This window comes from Synechococcus sp. WC101 (assembly GCF_047461555.1).
In the GTDB taxonomy this organism is placed as follows: Bacteria; Cyanobacteriota; Cyanobacteriia; order Thermostichales; family Thermostichaceae; genus Thermostichus.
In genome coordinates this window covers 1-11,961 of sequence record NZ_JANSHG010000075.1, presented here as the reverse complement: position 1 = coordinate 11,961, position 11,961 = coordinate 1, and the positions used below count along the sequence as shown (strand labels likewise).

At 61.2% G+C, this 11,961-nt stretch carries 13 protein-coding genes and 1 pseudogene; 7 read left to right on the top strand and 7 right to left on the bottom strand.

From position 1 onward, the window contains the following. On the bottom strand, positions 1-575 hold a 575-nt coding region (guaA, locus tag NW809_RS06805), incomplete at its 3' end, for a glutamine-hydrolyzing GMP synthase (RefSeq protein WP_414401783.1). A 374-nt stretch (positions 576-949) separates the two neighbouring features. On the opposite strand from guaA, the gene NW809_RS06800 reads away from it, so the two are divergent. From NW809_RS06800 to NW809_RS06790, 3 genes are all read left to right on the top strand, one after another. After that, on the top strand, positions 950-1,954 hold the full coding sequence (locus NW809_RS06800) for a hypothetical protein (protein ID WP_011430506.1): 1,005 nt from the start codon (positions 950-952) through the stop codon (positions 1,952-1,954). Beyond that, positions 1,951-2,733, top strand: coding sequence for a 16S rRNA (guanine(527)-N(7))-methyltransferase RsmG (gene rsmG / locus NW809_RS06795; RefSeq protein ID WP_414401782.1), 783 nt, complete (start codon positions 1,951-1,953; stop codon positions 2,731-2,733). The genes NW809_RS06800 and rsmG overlap by 4 nt, the downstream gene beginning before the upstream one ends. 194 nt (positions 2,734-2,927) lie before the next feature. After that, complete coding sequence (locus tag NW809_RS06790) at positions 2,928-3,218, top strand: RNA recognition motif domain-containing protein (RefSeq protein WP_011430509.1); 291 nt, start codon at positions 2,928-2,930, stop codon at positions 3,216-3,218. Between the two features lie 39 nt (positions 3,219-3,257). On the opposite strand, the gene NW809_RS06785 is transcribed toward NW809_RS06790, so the two are convergent. Together NW809_RS06785 and NW809_RS06780 are read right to left on the bottom strand one after the other, a co-directional pair. Beyond that, positions 3,258-4,091, bottom strand: coding sequence for a metal ABC transporter permease (locus NW809_RS06785; RefSeq protein ID WP_011430510.1), 834 nt, complete (start codon positions 4,089-4,091; stop codon positions 3,258-3,260). 15 nt (positions 4,092-4,106) lie between these two features. Further along, positions 4,107-4,868, bottom strand: coding sequence for a metal ABC transporter ATP-binding protein (locus tag NW809_RS06780; protein WP_414401781.1), 762 nt, complete (start codon positions 4,866-4,868; stop codon positions 4,107-4,109). Between the two features lie 197 nt (positions 4,869-5,065). Here NW809_RS06780 and NW809_RS06775 point away from each other — a divergent pair, with 197 nt between their 5' ends. From NW809_RS06775 to NW809_RS06760, 4 genes are all read left to right on the top strand, one after another. Continuing rightward, complete coding sequence (locus NW809_RS06775) at positions 5,066-5,893, top strand: metal ABC transporter solute-binding protein, Zn/Mn family (protein ID WP_414401780.1); 828 nt, start codon at positions 5,066-5,068, stop codon at positions 5,891-5,893. Positions 5,894-5,965: 72 nt separating this feature from the next. Further along, positions 5,966-7,771 carry an aspartate--tRNA ligase gene (gene aspS, locus NW809_RS06770; RefSeq protein ID WP_414401779.1) on the top strand — a complete coding sequence of 602 codons (1,806 nt, stop codon included), beginning with the start codon at positions 5,966-5,968 and terminating at the stop codon, positions 7,769-7,771. A 59-nt stretch (positions 7,772-7,830) separates the two neighbouring features. After that, complete coding sequence (fabI, locus tag NW809_RS06765; RefSeq protein WP_011430514.1) at positions 7,831-8,607, top strand: enoyl-ACP reductase FabI; 777 nt, start codon at positions 7,831-7,833, stop codon at positions 8,605-8,607. A gap of 21 nt (positions 8,608-8,628) precedes the next feature. Next, complete coding sequence (locus NW809_RS06760) at positions 8,629-9,765, top strand: AI-2E family transporter (protein ID WP_414401778.1); 1,137 nt, start codon at positions 8,629-8,631, stop codon at positions 9,763-9,765. An 80-nt stretch (positions 9,766-9,845) separates the two neighbouring features. Here the strand turns inward: NW809_RS06760 and NW809_RS06755 are convergent, their stop codons facing one another. The 4 genes and pseudogenes from NW809_RS06755 to psbV form a co-directional block, all read right to left on the bottom strand. Beyond that, positions 9,846-10,742: a sulfatase-like hydrolase/transferase gene (locus NW809_RS06755; RefSeq protein WP_083759164.1), complete on the bottom strand. Its 897-nt coding sequence runs from the start codon at positions 10,740-10,742 to the stop codon at positions 9,846-9,848. Beyond that, positions 10,730-11,230: a hypothetical protein gene (locus NW809_RS06750; RefSeq protein ID WP_011430517.1), complete on the bottom strand. Its 501-nt coding sequence runs from the start codon at positions 11,228-11,230 to the stop codon at positions 10,730-10,732. The genes NW809_RS06755 and NW809_RS06750 overlap by 13 nt, the downstream gene beginning before the upstream one ends. Positions 11,231-11,300: 70 nt before the next feature. Continuing rightward, the gene (psbV2, locus tag NW809_RS06745) at positions 11,301-11,825 is read right to left on the bottom strand and encodes a photosystem II cytochrome PsbV2 (protein WP_011430518.1); all 525 of its coding nucleotides are present in this window, start codon (positions 11,823-11,825) and stop codon (positions 11,301-11,303) included. Next, a pseudogene (gene psbV, locus NW809_RS06740) lies at positions 11,825-11,961 on the bottom strand (cytochrome c-550); the annotation flags it as partial. The gene psbV2 and the pseudogene psbV, both read right to left, overlap by 1 nt.

The window sequence follows — 11,961 nt, the reverse complement described above, 5'->3', positions numbered from 1 at the left end:
CAGGTGGGCTCGCAGCCGCAGATGTGATAGACAAAATTGCGAATGAGAAAGGCACCGGCCTCCGAGTGGGCCACCTCTGGGTGAAATTGCACCCCGTAGAGACGGCGCGCCGGATCGGCAATGGCGGCAAAGGGGGTGTTGTCAGTGTAAGCCAGCGAATGAAAGCCCGGGGGCAACTCGGTCACCGAGTCTCCGTGGCTCATCCACATGATGCTGCTTTCTGGCAGGTTGGTGAGCAGATCGGTGGGATCCAAAATGTGCAGGGCGGCACGGCCGTATTCCCCCTTCTGGGCCGGCTCCACCTTGCCCCCCAACTGCTGCACCATAAGCTGCATACCGTAGCACACGCCCAGGATGGGGATCCCCAAGTTCCAGATCTCCAGGTCACAAGCGGGAGCGCCCGGCTCATAGACCGAGTTGGGGCCGCCGGAGAGGATGATGCCCTGGGGCCGCAGTTGCCGCAGTTGCTCGGCAGTGGTGCGGTAGGAAAGGATTTCCGAATAGACGTGGGTTTCGCGAATACGCCGGGCAATGAGCTCAGAGTACTGGGATCCAAAATCGAGAATAACAATCATCTGGCGCTGCACCTTGAGGGAGGAAGGAAAAAGGCCGGGAGGGAGGGGAGAGGTAGAAGAGTTCACAAAACCTCGCAAGTGCAGAATGAGAAAGCCGGGCCTAGCGACTAACTCGGCTGTGGATAAGAAACATTAAGGGCTCTTCCATCGTAACAGGGATGGAGGCGCTTGCTTGCAGTTGCCTGTCCTGGAGAGTCCCTATCGGGTGGGAAGAGAGTTTTCGCTAAAAAACCGCTCACTGGCTAGGCAATGATTCCCAGCAACCATCGCAACGGGGAACCCAGATGACCAGGTAAAGGCAAGACTTATGATCGAAAAAAGAAGCCATCCAGACCGGTGGAGATACTGGCAAAGATCCGCAGTGCCATCGTTTTATGTCCGTTGTTGCTGAGTCCTTTCAAACGTATCTTCGTCGTCGCCGTCGTCTGCTGGCTCGCCGTCTCAAGCGGCAGCAAGGGTGGGGTGTGGTTTTGGCTTTGTTGGCCTTGTACTTGCTCAGTTGGGATGCGCTGAGCGAGGGTGGGTCGTTGCTGCACTTGGGGAGAGGGCAACCCCTATGGCTGGTGGTGATCCCGCTGTTGGGGGGAGGACTCTACAGCTTGGGCGCTGGGATGGTCTGGATGCTGCGCCAGCGCTGCTCTGCCCAGCTTTTGGCCGAGATGATCAGCTTGCCCCACTTGGCTTTGGCCGCCCTGCTCTGGCTGGGTCTGGCCATCTGGGGAGAGCAGCTTTCGCCTTTCCTGTTACGACAAAAAAACCAGTTATTGGCGGGCCTGGTGATGAGTTGGCTGTTGGCTCAGGGGTGGAGTTTTCTTCGCTCCCACTGGATCGTGGAGGTGGGGCAGCTGTGGAGGGATTATCTGCAGGAGCTGCGAGCCTCGGTGTTACAGCCCTGCTACCGGCGCCTGGAAAGCTGCCGCCATTCGCTGCGCCTCTATCAGGCCATTTGGCAAGACCTACAACTGGAAGAGCTGGAAGCCCAGCACCTGATCCAGGTGCTCTCTGAATCGCTGTTGCCGCTGACCTTGCCGCTCAAGGTCTATGCCCAGCGGGTTCACCACTACTGCCAACAGTTGGCAGCCCTGCTGGCGCAGATGCAAGAGCAGGTGGAGCGACTGGAGCAGGTGCTTCTGGATGTGGAGCTGGAGTTGGCCTCCCGTCAATCCTTCCAGGCCCAGCCACAGCCGATTAACCTGCTGGTGGAAGAAGGGATCCACTGTCAGGAGCTGGATTTGCAGGAGTTGGTTTGCCTGAACCAGGAGCTGCTGGGGGCCGATCGCTCTTTGCAGGGCTTGGCCGAAGAGCTCAAGGGCTGGGCCGACAAAGCCATCCCCGCCGGCTTAAAACTGGGATTGCCATGGCTGCGATCCCTGGGATGAAGAAGGCTGACCCGCCTGCTTCTAAGCCCCCAGAACTGGAGGCCCTGTGGTCAAGCTGGCTGGTGGATCTGGGCTGGCAGCCTTCTGAGCCGCAGCAGCAGCAACTGCAACAGCTCTATTCCCTGGTGATGGCCGGAAACCGCACCCAAAACCTCACCCGCATCACCGATCCCATCGATTTTTGGGAGAAACACCTGTGGGACTCGCTGCGGGGCCTGCGCCTGCTGGGATCCTGGGATGAAATCCAAGCTCAGCCCTGGCGCGGGATCGACATCGGCACCGGGGCAGGGTTTCCAGGGATCCCGGCCCAGATCGCCCTGCCCCAGGCCCACTTCACCCTCCTAGACAGCAGCCAACGCAAGATCGCCTTTGTGCAAGAAGTTTTGCAGCAGCTTTCCCTCGCCCAGGCGCGGGCGGTGGCCCAACGGGCAGAGATCTGGGGGCAAGACCCGCAGGAACGCGGCAGCTACGATCTGGCCTTGGCCAGAGCCGTGGCAGCGGCGGAGATCTGCGCCGAGTATTGCCTGCCCCTGCTCAAGGTGGGGGGACGCGCCATTCTCTACCGCGGCCATTGGACCGAGGCAGAAGCCCAAACCCTGAAGCGGGCCCTTTCTCTTTTGGGGGGGAAGCTGATCCATGTCGAAGCCTTCACTACCCCCCACAGCCACGGGATGCGGCATTGCCTGCTGTTGGAGAAAGTCGCCCCTACACCAGCTTGCTATCCCCGTCCTCCCGGCATTCCCAAACGCCAACCCCTGGGACAGGACAAGCGCCGCTAAAAGTTGGGATCCTTAATTTCCTAGTTCAAAAAAGCTTCTGCACATTCCTGGAGAAAGATCTTGGACAGGTAGTTTGCAAATGCCGTCGGGGAGACTAAGATGTGGATGGCATCAGGTTCGGATTGAGCCAATGGTCTAACCAGGTGAGCTTCCGAACTGAGCGCTAAAGGTTAAGGTTCGGAGTTCGCTACGTTATGACCATTTTTGTGGGCAATCTGTCCTTCAAGGCCAGTGAAGAAGACCTACGGCTTGTGTTTTCCGAGTACGGCACCGTCAAGCAAATCAAGCTGCCGGTGGATCGGGAGACGGGCCGCAAGCGCGGCTTTGCTTTTGTGGAACTGGAAAACGAGGCCGACGAGCAAAAAGCCATCGATGAGTTGGATGGCGCCACCTGGATGGGCCGGGATCTGAGGGTTAACAAGGCCATGCCGCGTCAGGCCGGCGCAGGCGGCGGCAGGCGGGATAGCCGTTCTTCCCGCTTCTAATCCGATAGGCTCTGGGCCGGGGATCCCTCTCCCCGGCCTTTAGCTTTGGCCGAAGATGACTTTGGCCAGAAAGGCCAAGCCAAACCAGGTGGAGGCCACCAGGACAATAGCCGGGCCAGAAGCGACGTTGAGGTAGTAGCTGGCGTACATCCCCAGCAAGCTAGCGCTGACGCCAAACAGGGATCCCAGCAGCATCACCTGCTGCAGGCGAGGCACCAACAGGTAGGCTGTTGCTGCCGGCGTGATGAGCATGGCCAGCACCAGCAGCACCCCCACCGCCTTCATGCTGGCCACCAAAGTTAGGGAGGTGAGCGCCATCAGCCCCCAGCCCAGTCCCTCGGTGGGCAGGCCGGCTGCCTTGGCTCCCAGGGGATCGAAACTGTAAAAAGTCAGCTCTTTAAAAAAGAGGGCCACCAATCCCAGCACCAGAGCGGTGATGCCCACCACCGTCAACACGTCGGCAGCACTTACCCCCAGCAGGTTGCCGAAGAGGAAGTGGTTGAGATCGATGCGGGCCCGCCGTTGGATCAGGGTGATCAACAGGATCCCCAAAGCAAAGAAAGCAGAAAAGACGATCCCCATGGCCGCATCGGGCTTGAGGGGAGTGGCGGAGCGGATCCACTGGATGAGCAGAGCGCTCAGCAACCCCGCCACGAAGGCGCCGACAAAAAGGTTTAGGCCCAGCATGTAGGCAATGGCCAGGCCCGGCAGCAGCGAATGGCTGAGGGCATCTCCCAGCAGGGCCAAGCTTTGCACCAGCAGATAGCTGCCCACCACGGCGCAGAGCATGCCGATGGCCACGGCCACCAACAGGGCCCGCTGCATGAAGGCAAAGCGCAAGGGATCCGCCAGGGTGTGCCAGAGCCCTTCCATACCACCTCTCACCCCCTAGGCAGCCGAGTCCAAGGGCAGGATACGGCCATAGGCCCGCTGCAACACCTGCGGCTGCAACACCTGCTGCGGGGATCCCTGGGCAATCAGCACGCGGTTGAGGAGCAGCACCTCGTCAAAGTAGGCCAGCGCCTGCCCCAGGTCGTGGTGCACCACCATCACGATATGGCCGGCGTCGGCCAGCTCCCGCAACACCTGAAACACAATGGCCTCGCTGGGCTGGTCGATCCCGGCCAGCGGCTCGTCCAGGGCGTAGATCTCCGCTTCCTGCGCTAGAGCCCGCGCCAAAAACACCCGCTGCTGCTGTCCCCCTGATAGCCGACCAATGGGCCGATCCCGATAGGCTCCCATCCCCACCCGCTCCAGGGCTTGCGCGGCCCGCTCCCGACCTTCTGGCCCGATGCGGCGCAACCAGCCGGCAGCTCTTACCTGTCCCATCAGCACCACATCCCACACCGTGGCCGGAAAGCTCCAGTCGATGGCCGACCGCTGCGGCACATAGGCCACTTGCTCCCCCCGCAGCACCTGGCCGCCGTAGCGCACCTCGCCCCCCTCTTTGGGCACCAACCCCAACAGCGCCTTGAGCAATGTACTCTTGCCGGCCCCGTTGGGCCCCAGGATGCCCGTGATGCGCCCCGGCGCGATTTCAGCTTGGATCCCTTGCAGCACCCGCAGGCTGCCGTAACGCACCGTCAGATCCCGCACCACCAGGGATCCCCTGGCCGGACCAAGAGGGAGAGGAGGAAGTTGATTTTTCATTTTGTTTTCATTTTCGGTAAGTCCAGTGTACCCTAAAGGGACATCTAAACCATGAAACGATGATCAAAAGTCTTGTCTTCCTTTGGGGGCAGCGCCGTTGGGTAGCAGCCTTCGGCTTGGCAATAGGACTCTGTCTCGCTGACGGGAACGGCAGTTTTCTGGCCTTGGCCGGTTCGGGATGGGCGCGTCCCCGCGTTGTGGCTACCACTACGTTGATCGCCGATTGGGTGGAGCAGGTGGGCCAAGATCGCATCCAGCTCACCAGCCTGCTGCAGCCGGGGATGGATCCCCACATCTACGAGCCGGCACCGGCGGATGGGATGGCCCTAGAGCGGGCAGACTTGGTGTTTTACAACGGCTACAACCTGGAGCCGGGGTTGATGCGCCTCATCGAGGCCACGGCCCAAGGAGCGCGGCGGGTTGCCTTGGCCGAGATCCTCGATCCCATCGTCACCAATAAGGAGGATGGGATCCCCACTCCCGACCCCCACGTGTGGGGCAATGTGGAAAACGTCATCCGCATGGTGGAGCGCATCGCCCAAGAGCTGGCGGAACAGGTGCCTGGTGAGGCGACCTTCTTCCAAACCAATGCCGCCGCCTATCGGGCGGAGCTGGAGGAGCTCCACACCTGGATCGGGGAACAGATTCAGACCATTCCCCCCGCCAACCGGGTTCTGGTGACCACCCACGATGCCTTTGCCTACTACACCCAAGCCTACGGCCTGAAGATGGGGGGATCCCTCCTGGGGATCAGCACCGAGGAACAGCCCAGCGCCCAGACGGTGGCCCAGTTGGTGGAGGAGATCCGCGCCCTGGGGGTGCCGGCGGTCTTTGCCGAGACCACCCTTAACCCCGCTCTCATCCAGACGGTGGCCGCCGAAGCCGGGGTGCAGGTAGCCGAACAGGAACTGTACTCGGACTCTTTGGGGGAAGCAGGCAGCGGCGCCGAAACCTACGTCGCCATGATGCGCCTCAACACCTGCACCATCGTGGCGGCCTTGGGCGGATCCCCTGACTGTCCTTGAGGGGCAGCATCGAGACGGTGGGGCTGAGTTTTGTATGATAGGGGCTCAGACCCTCGTTATCTCACCGCGTCCATGCCTGCTGCCATCCGTCGCCCGCCTCGTTCCCTCTACTGTGGCCAAGTGCGCCCGGCCCACATCGGCCAGACCGTCACCCTCTACGGCTGGATCGACCGCCGCCGCGACCACGGCGGTGTGATCTTCTTGGATCTGCGGGATCGCTCCGGCATCGTGCAACTGGTGGCCGATCCCCAGAAAACCCCCCTCTCCTACGAGCTGGCGGGGCAGGTGCGCAGCGAATATGTGGTGCGGGTAACGGGAACGGTTCACCAAAGACCTAGTGACTCCTTTAATCCCCGCCTGGCCACCGGCGAGGTGGAGGTCTATGCGGAAGAGTTGGAAATTCTCAGCCGGGTGGGCAAGCAGCTTCCCTTCAGCGTCTCGGGGGAGGAAGGGGAAGAGGTGCGGGAGGAGATCCGCCTGCGCTACCGCTACTTGGACTTGAGGCGAGAGCGCCTGTCCCGCAACCTGCAGCTGCGTCACCAGGTCATCAAGGCCATCCGCCGCTTCCTGGAGGACGAAGAAGGCTTTATCGAGGTGGAGACCCCCATCCTCACCCGCTCTACCCCCGAAGGTGCCAGAGATTACCTGGTGCCGAGCCGCGTCAACCCCGGGGAGTGGTTTGCCCTGCCGCAGTCGCCCCAGCTTTTTAAGCAGTTGCTGATGGTGGCCGGCGTGGATCGCTACTACCAAATTGCCCGCTGCTTTCGGGATGAGGATCTGCGGGCGGATCGCCAGCCGGAGTTTACCCAGCTGGACATGGAGATGAGCTTTATGGATCAGGAGGCGATCCTGGAACTCAACGAGCGGCTCCTCTGCCATATCTTCAAAACCGTCAAAGGCATCGACCTGCCCCGCCCTTTCCCGCGGCTGACCTATGCCGAGGCCATGGCCCGCTACGGCTCCGACAAGCCCGACACCCGCTTTGGGCTGGAATTGGTGGATGTTTCGCCGCTGTTTCAGGGATCCGGCTTTAAGGTCTTCGCCAAGGCCTTGCAAGAGGGCGGTGTGATCAAAGTTCTGCCGGTGCCGGGCGGCGACGAAAAGATCTCCAACACCCGCATCAAGCCGGGCGGGGATCTGTTCAAGCTGGTCACCCAGTACGGGGCGGGTGGCCTGGCCTTCATCCGGGTGCGGCCCGGCAGCCTCGACACCATCGGCGCCCTCAAAGAAAGCCTCAGCCCCGAGCAGGAACAGCAGTTGCGGCAGCTTACCAACGCCAAGCCGGGGGATCTGCTGCTGTTTGGAGCAGGGCCGGCTGCCGTGGTCAACGAGTCGCTGGGCCGCCTGCGGCTGCACCTGGGCCAGGAGCTGGGCTTGATCCCGGAGAACGCCTTGAATCTCCTCTGGATCACCGATTTTCCCCTGTTTGAATTCAATGCCGAGGAAAACCGCCTGGAAGCCCTGCACCACCCCTTTACCGCCCCCCACCCCGACGACTTGGCCGACCTGAAAACGGCGCGGGCCCAGGCCTACGACCTGGTCTGGAACGGCGTGGAAGTGGGCGGGGGATCCCTGCGCATCTACCAGCGCGAGATCCAGGAGCAGGTTTTCCAGACCATTGGCCTTACCCCTGAGCAGGCGCGGGACAAGTTTGGCTTTTTGCTGGAAGCCTTCGAGTACGGCACCCCGCCCCACGGCGGCATCGCCTATGGCCTAGACCGGCTGGTGATGCTCTTGGCGGGGGAAGATTCCATCCGCGATGTCATCGCCTTTCCCAAAACCCAGCAGGCCAGGTGTTTGCTCACCGGTGCCCCTTCCGGCGTCGAGGCCAAGCAGCTCAAAGAACTGCACGTGGCCTCCACCTATCAGCCCGGCTGAACAGGATCCCCTGTTCCGGACTGTGGAAGGATAGAGAAGAACCTACCCCACCTTTCCGTATGCTAGACCTGACCGGAAAAAAAGCCTTGGTAACCGGCATTGCCAACGAGCGCTCCATCGCCTGGGGCATTGCCCAGCAACTGCACAAAGCGGGGGCGACGTTGGGGGTTACCTATCTGCCGGACGAGCGGGATCGCTTCAAGACCAAAGTCCAGCAGCTCACCGAGCCCCTGCAGCCGGATTTTCTCCTCCCTTGCGACGTGCAAAGCGACCAGCAGATTGACGAGCTGTTTCAGGCAATAGCCCAGAAATGGGGTCAGGTCGATATCTTGGTTCACTGCCTGGCTTTCGTCAAAAAAGAAGAGCTGAGCGGCAACTTTAGCGATATCTCGCGGGAAGGGTTTGCCCTGGCCATGGATGTGAGCACCTACTCCCTGATTGCCCTCTGCCGGGCCGCCAAGCCTCTCTTGAGATCCGGCAGCAGCATCCTCACCCTCACCTATTTGGGGGGGGTGCGGGTGGTGCCCAACTACAACATGGCCGCTGTCACCAAAGCGGGCCTGGAAACCTGCGTTCGCTACCTGGCGGCCGAGCTGGGCCCCGCCGGGATCCGGGTGAATGCCATCTCCGCTGGACCCATTCGCACCTTGGCTTCTTCGGCCATTGCTGATTTCCATGCCATGCTGCACGCGGTCGAGGAGAAAGCTCCGCTGCGGCGCAATATCACCCAGCTCGAGGTGGGCAATGTGGCAGCTTTTCTGGCCAGCGACCTGGCCAGCGGCATTACCGGCCAGGTGATCTATGTGGATAGTGGATATAGCATCCTGGGTTTTTAGGCTCTTGGGGATCCCCCTGGCATGAATCGCTTCTCGCCTTTGCAGCGGCTGCTGCTCACCTGGATTTTGATCGTCATCAGCGGCTGGCTGGCCCTACAGGTGGGCCGGCTGTTTGGCCATCTGCTCACCACCATCCTGACGGCGGCGGTGCTGGCTTTTTTGCTCAACTATCCGGTGCAGGTGCTGCGGCGCTATCGGGTAAGCCGCGGTTTGGCAGTCACCCTGGTTTTTGCCCTGTCGGTGGTGCTGCTGGCCTTGGTGGGGATCGCTGTGGTGCCCATCCTGGCCAAGCAGGTGGTGCAGTTGGGGGCGCGGATCCCGGAGTGGGTGGATACCTTACAAAGCTGGCTGGATCAAATCAGCCTGTGGGCGGCAGAGCGCAACATCAACCTCGGCCAGACAGAGCTGGTGAACACCCTCCTCAACCGCCTGCAGGCCAGCGCCGAAAAAATTGCCGGCCAATCCCTGGACATCCTCCTGGGCACCTTCAATCAGGTGATCGATCTGGTGTTGGTGTTGGTGCTGGCCCTCTACATGCTGCTCTACGGGGGGCAGTTCTGGCAGGGGTTGCTCAGCCTCTTCCCCAAGCCCTGGGGACCGCGCATCGGCGAAGCCCTGGCTCTGAGTTTCCAGAACTTTCTCATCAGCCAGTTGGTGTTGGGGTTCATCATGGCCCTGATGCTGGTGCCAATTTTTGGGTTTTTGCGCGTGCCCTTCGGGCTTTTGTTTGGCCTGTTGATCGGCCTGCTGGAGGTGATCCCACTGGTGGGGGGCTTTATTGGCATCGGCGCGGCAGCGGTGCTGCTGGCCTTTCAGGATATCTGGCTCAGCCTCAAGGTGGTGCTGGTCTCCCTAATTGTGCAGCAGGTTAAGGATCGGGTCATCGCCCCCCGCCTGATGGGGGAACTGATCGGCCTCAACCCGGTGTGGATCTTGATCGCCCTGTTGGTGGGGGCGCAACTGGGGGGCATCCTGGGCGTCATCGTCGCGATTCCCCTAACCAGTGTGGTGAAAAGCCTCTACGAGATCGCGCGTTCCGCCGACTTGGCCGCCGAAGAGGGCTTGGACTCGACCACGAGAGCGACCTCTCTGGGCGAAAGTCGCAGAGAAACTCGCCGGGATCCCACCTTGCCCAAACCGGAGACCCAACAGGTTTAGCGTGCTGACGTTCCAAGCGGAGCCGAACCCGAATCCGTATCTCCCCTCTCCCTTTGGGAGAGGGGCCGGGGGTGAGGGCCTCAGCGAATTTTTCCCTCGATAAAAGGCACCTCCAGCACCTTTTCGTGGTGGATGGGGCCATGGCCAAAATAGCCCCCTTCCCCGAACAATTCGCCGTGGTCGGCGGTAACGGTGATGTAGGTGTTTTTGGGAACCAGATCGAACAATTGTTCAAAAACCCCATCTAGGTAGCGCACCGCCTCGATCTGCCGCTGGCGCAGCTCCTCCAACTGGGCGGCGCTGAAAAAGGGGATCCCGGCCTCTTCCCCTTCATCCAGGCGCTTTAACACGCCATTCACCCCAGAGATGCGGGGCCACAGGCTGGGATCCTCATCGGGCAGGGCGTAGGGATAGTGAGTTTCGCCCACATTCAACAGGTAAAAGCTGGGGCGATCCGGATCAAAGCGCAGCTGCTCCACCATGGCTGCCATGTCGTTGTGGCGCGGCATGAGGCGGTAGGAATCGAAGTCGCGGTTGAGCAGGGTGCTGGGGTTGAGCACCGGCAGGGAGACCATGGCGTGGGTGGTGTAGCCCAGTTGGTGCTTCAGTAGCGTCGGCAAATAGAGGTGGGGCAGCAGATGCTTGAACTCGATCGGCTGCCGGGTACCGAGGCGCTCGTTGTAGCGCAAATATTCCTGCTTGTAGTGTTCAGACGCGAAAACCTGGGTGGGGCTGGTGTGGGGCAGCAGGCCCATGAGCAGGTTGTAGTGGGCGGGAGCCGTCCAGGAAGCGTAGCTCCAGCGCTTTTCCAGGGATCCCAGCTTGAGCAGATGCTTGGGGTTGGCGGCCAGCAGGCTGTCGAAACGGCAACTGTCGAGAACGATCAGCAGATAGTTATTCTGTCCCTGGGGTTCCGGTCGAGGGTCGGACTCAGACGAGGGAGCCGCAGAAGATCGCCACCAGTTCAAGAGTCCCATTCCTCTTCCTCCTGGGCAGAATAGGGCCGTCGGACGATCCGCCAGTTGGGGGCTGTGGCCGCGTCGTCTTCCTCCTCAAGTTCTTCCTCAGGATTGGCAGATTTAGGAGCCGGGTCGCGAATGCGTTCCGGCGGGATATTGGAGTAGGAATAGCGGCCTGCCTGGGGATCCGGCAGATCCTGAGGCAAATAGTGGTCGGGGGGAATCATCTGCGCTTCCAAAAAGCGCACTCGCTCGATGAGCTGGTTTAACTTGCGGATTGCCTGTCGCTGGAATACCCGGTCGTGCAGCCGCCAAGCGCCCACATACAGAAACCCCAAGCCCACTCCTACCCCATAGGCCGTCAAGAGCGTCAGCGACAAAGGAATCGCAGCGCCAGCTTGCCCGGCTACGACTACGGCTGCCGCAGATCCCCAGTTTTGGACAAGGAAAACGAGCAGGGTCAGTATCCACAGGCCCAGGAGTATGGAGCGGATATTCTGGAGCATGGCCGCCACCTTCCCTCTTCACCAGGCTACCACCACCCCTGCAAGGAGCGGCGGAGGAAACCCCGACTCCTCAGCCACCTCCGATTGCGTTGGATCCCCAGCCCGGAGCCACTTGAGCCGCCCTGAGGATAAAGGCAGCCAGGTTGCGCAGCGCTTCATCATCCATCCAGGAGGGGGGCACGGGGCGGCAGCCATAGCTAACCTCAGTGCCATCGTAGCTGCGGGGATCCCGTTGGTACTCCACCAAGGCTTGAATGGTGTCGCGGGGTGGGGTGGCGCCGCGCAAGTCCTTGAGCGAAAGGGAAATGTTGGGGGCCGGTAGGGTAGAGCCACCCACGTGGCAGTTCAGACAGGCGGACTGAAAGCGATTTTTCCCGTCGGTAAGTTGCTCTGGAGTAAAGGTGAGCATGTGCCCTTCCGCATCCCAGGGCAGCTCTATCGGCTCAGTGGTTCGCAGATAGTGGCTCACGTAAGGATCAATGCGGCCTGCTGCTGGGCTAGCTAGCCCTAGCCATACCAGAAGCAGGATCCCGGCCCACCTCCAGCCACGGCCCGGGACCCGCCACCGCTTTGCCCCTTGAGTTTGCCCAGGCATCAGAGATAGGCCGAAAGGTCACTGTGGGATTCGCTCTTGGTGCCGCCCCAGCCGGGCACGGTCTTAGCCTGCACTAGGATGTAGCCGGCAATTAACTTCAGATCCTCATCGGTGAGGTTGCGCAGGCGAGGATACT

Coding starts and splice junctions, on each gene's coding strand:
- fabI (WP_011430514.1), top strand. CDS start 7,831: ATGCTAGACCTGACCGGAAAAAAAGCCTTGGTAACCGGCATTGCCAAC.
- NW809_RS06750 (WP_011430517.1), bottom strand. CDS start 11,230: ATGCTCCAGAATATCCGCTCCATACTCCTGGGCCTGTGGATACTGACC.
- aspS (WP_414401779.1), top strand. CDS start 5,966: ATGCCTGCTGCCATCCGTCGCCCGCCTCGTTCCCTCTACTGTGGCCAA.
- NW809_RS06800 (WP_011430506.1), top strand. CDS start 950: ATGTCCGTTGTTGCTGAGTCCTTTCAAACGTATCTTCGTCGTCGCCGT.
- NW809_RS06780 (WP_414401781.1), bottom strand. CDS start 4,868: ATGAAAAATCAACTTCCTCCTCTCCCTCTTGGTCCGGCCAGGGGATCC.
- NW809_RS06790 (WP_011430509.1), top strand. CDS start 2,928: ATGACCATTTTTGTGGGCAATCTGTCCTTCAAGGCCAGTGAAGAAGAC.
- NW809_RS06760 (WP_414401778.1), top strand. CDS start 8,629: ATGAATCGCTTCTCGCCTTTGCAGCGGCTGCTGCTCACCTGGATTTTG.
- NW809_RS06785 (WP_011430510.1), bottom strand. CDS start 4,091: ATGGAAGGGCTCTGGCACACCCTGGCGGATCCCTTGCGCTTTGCCTTC.
- rsmG (WP_414401782.1), top strand. CDS start 1,951: ATGAAGAAGGCTGACCCGCCTGCTTCTAAGCCCCCAGAACTGGAGGCC.
- psbV2 (WP_011430518.1), bottom strand. CDS start 11,825: ATGCCTGGGCAAACTCAAGGGGCAAAGCGGTGGCGGGTCCCGGGCCGT.
- NW809_RS06755 (WP_083759164.1), bottom strand. CDS start 10,742: ATGGGACTCTTGAACTGGTGGCGATCTTCTGCGGCTCCCTCGTCTGAG.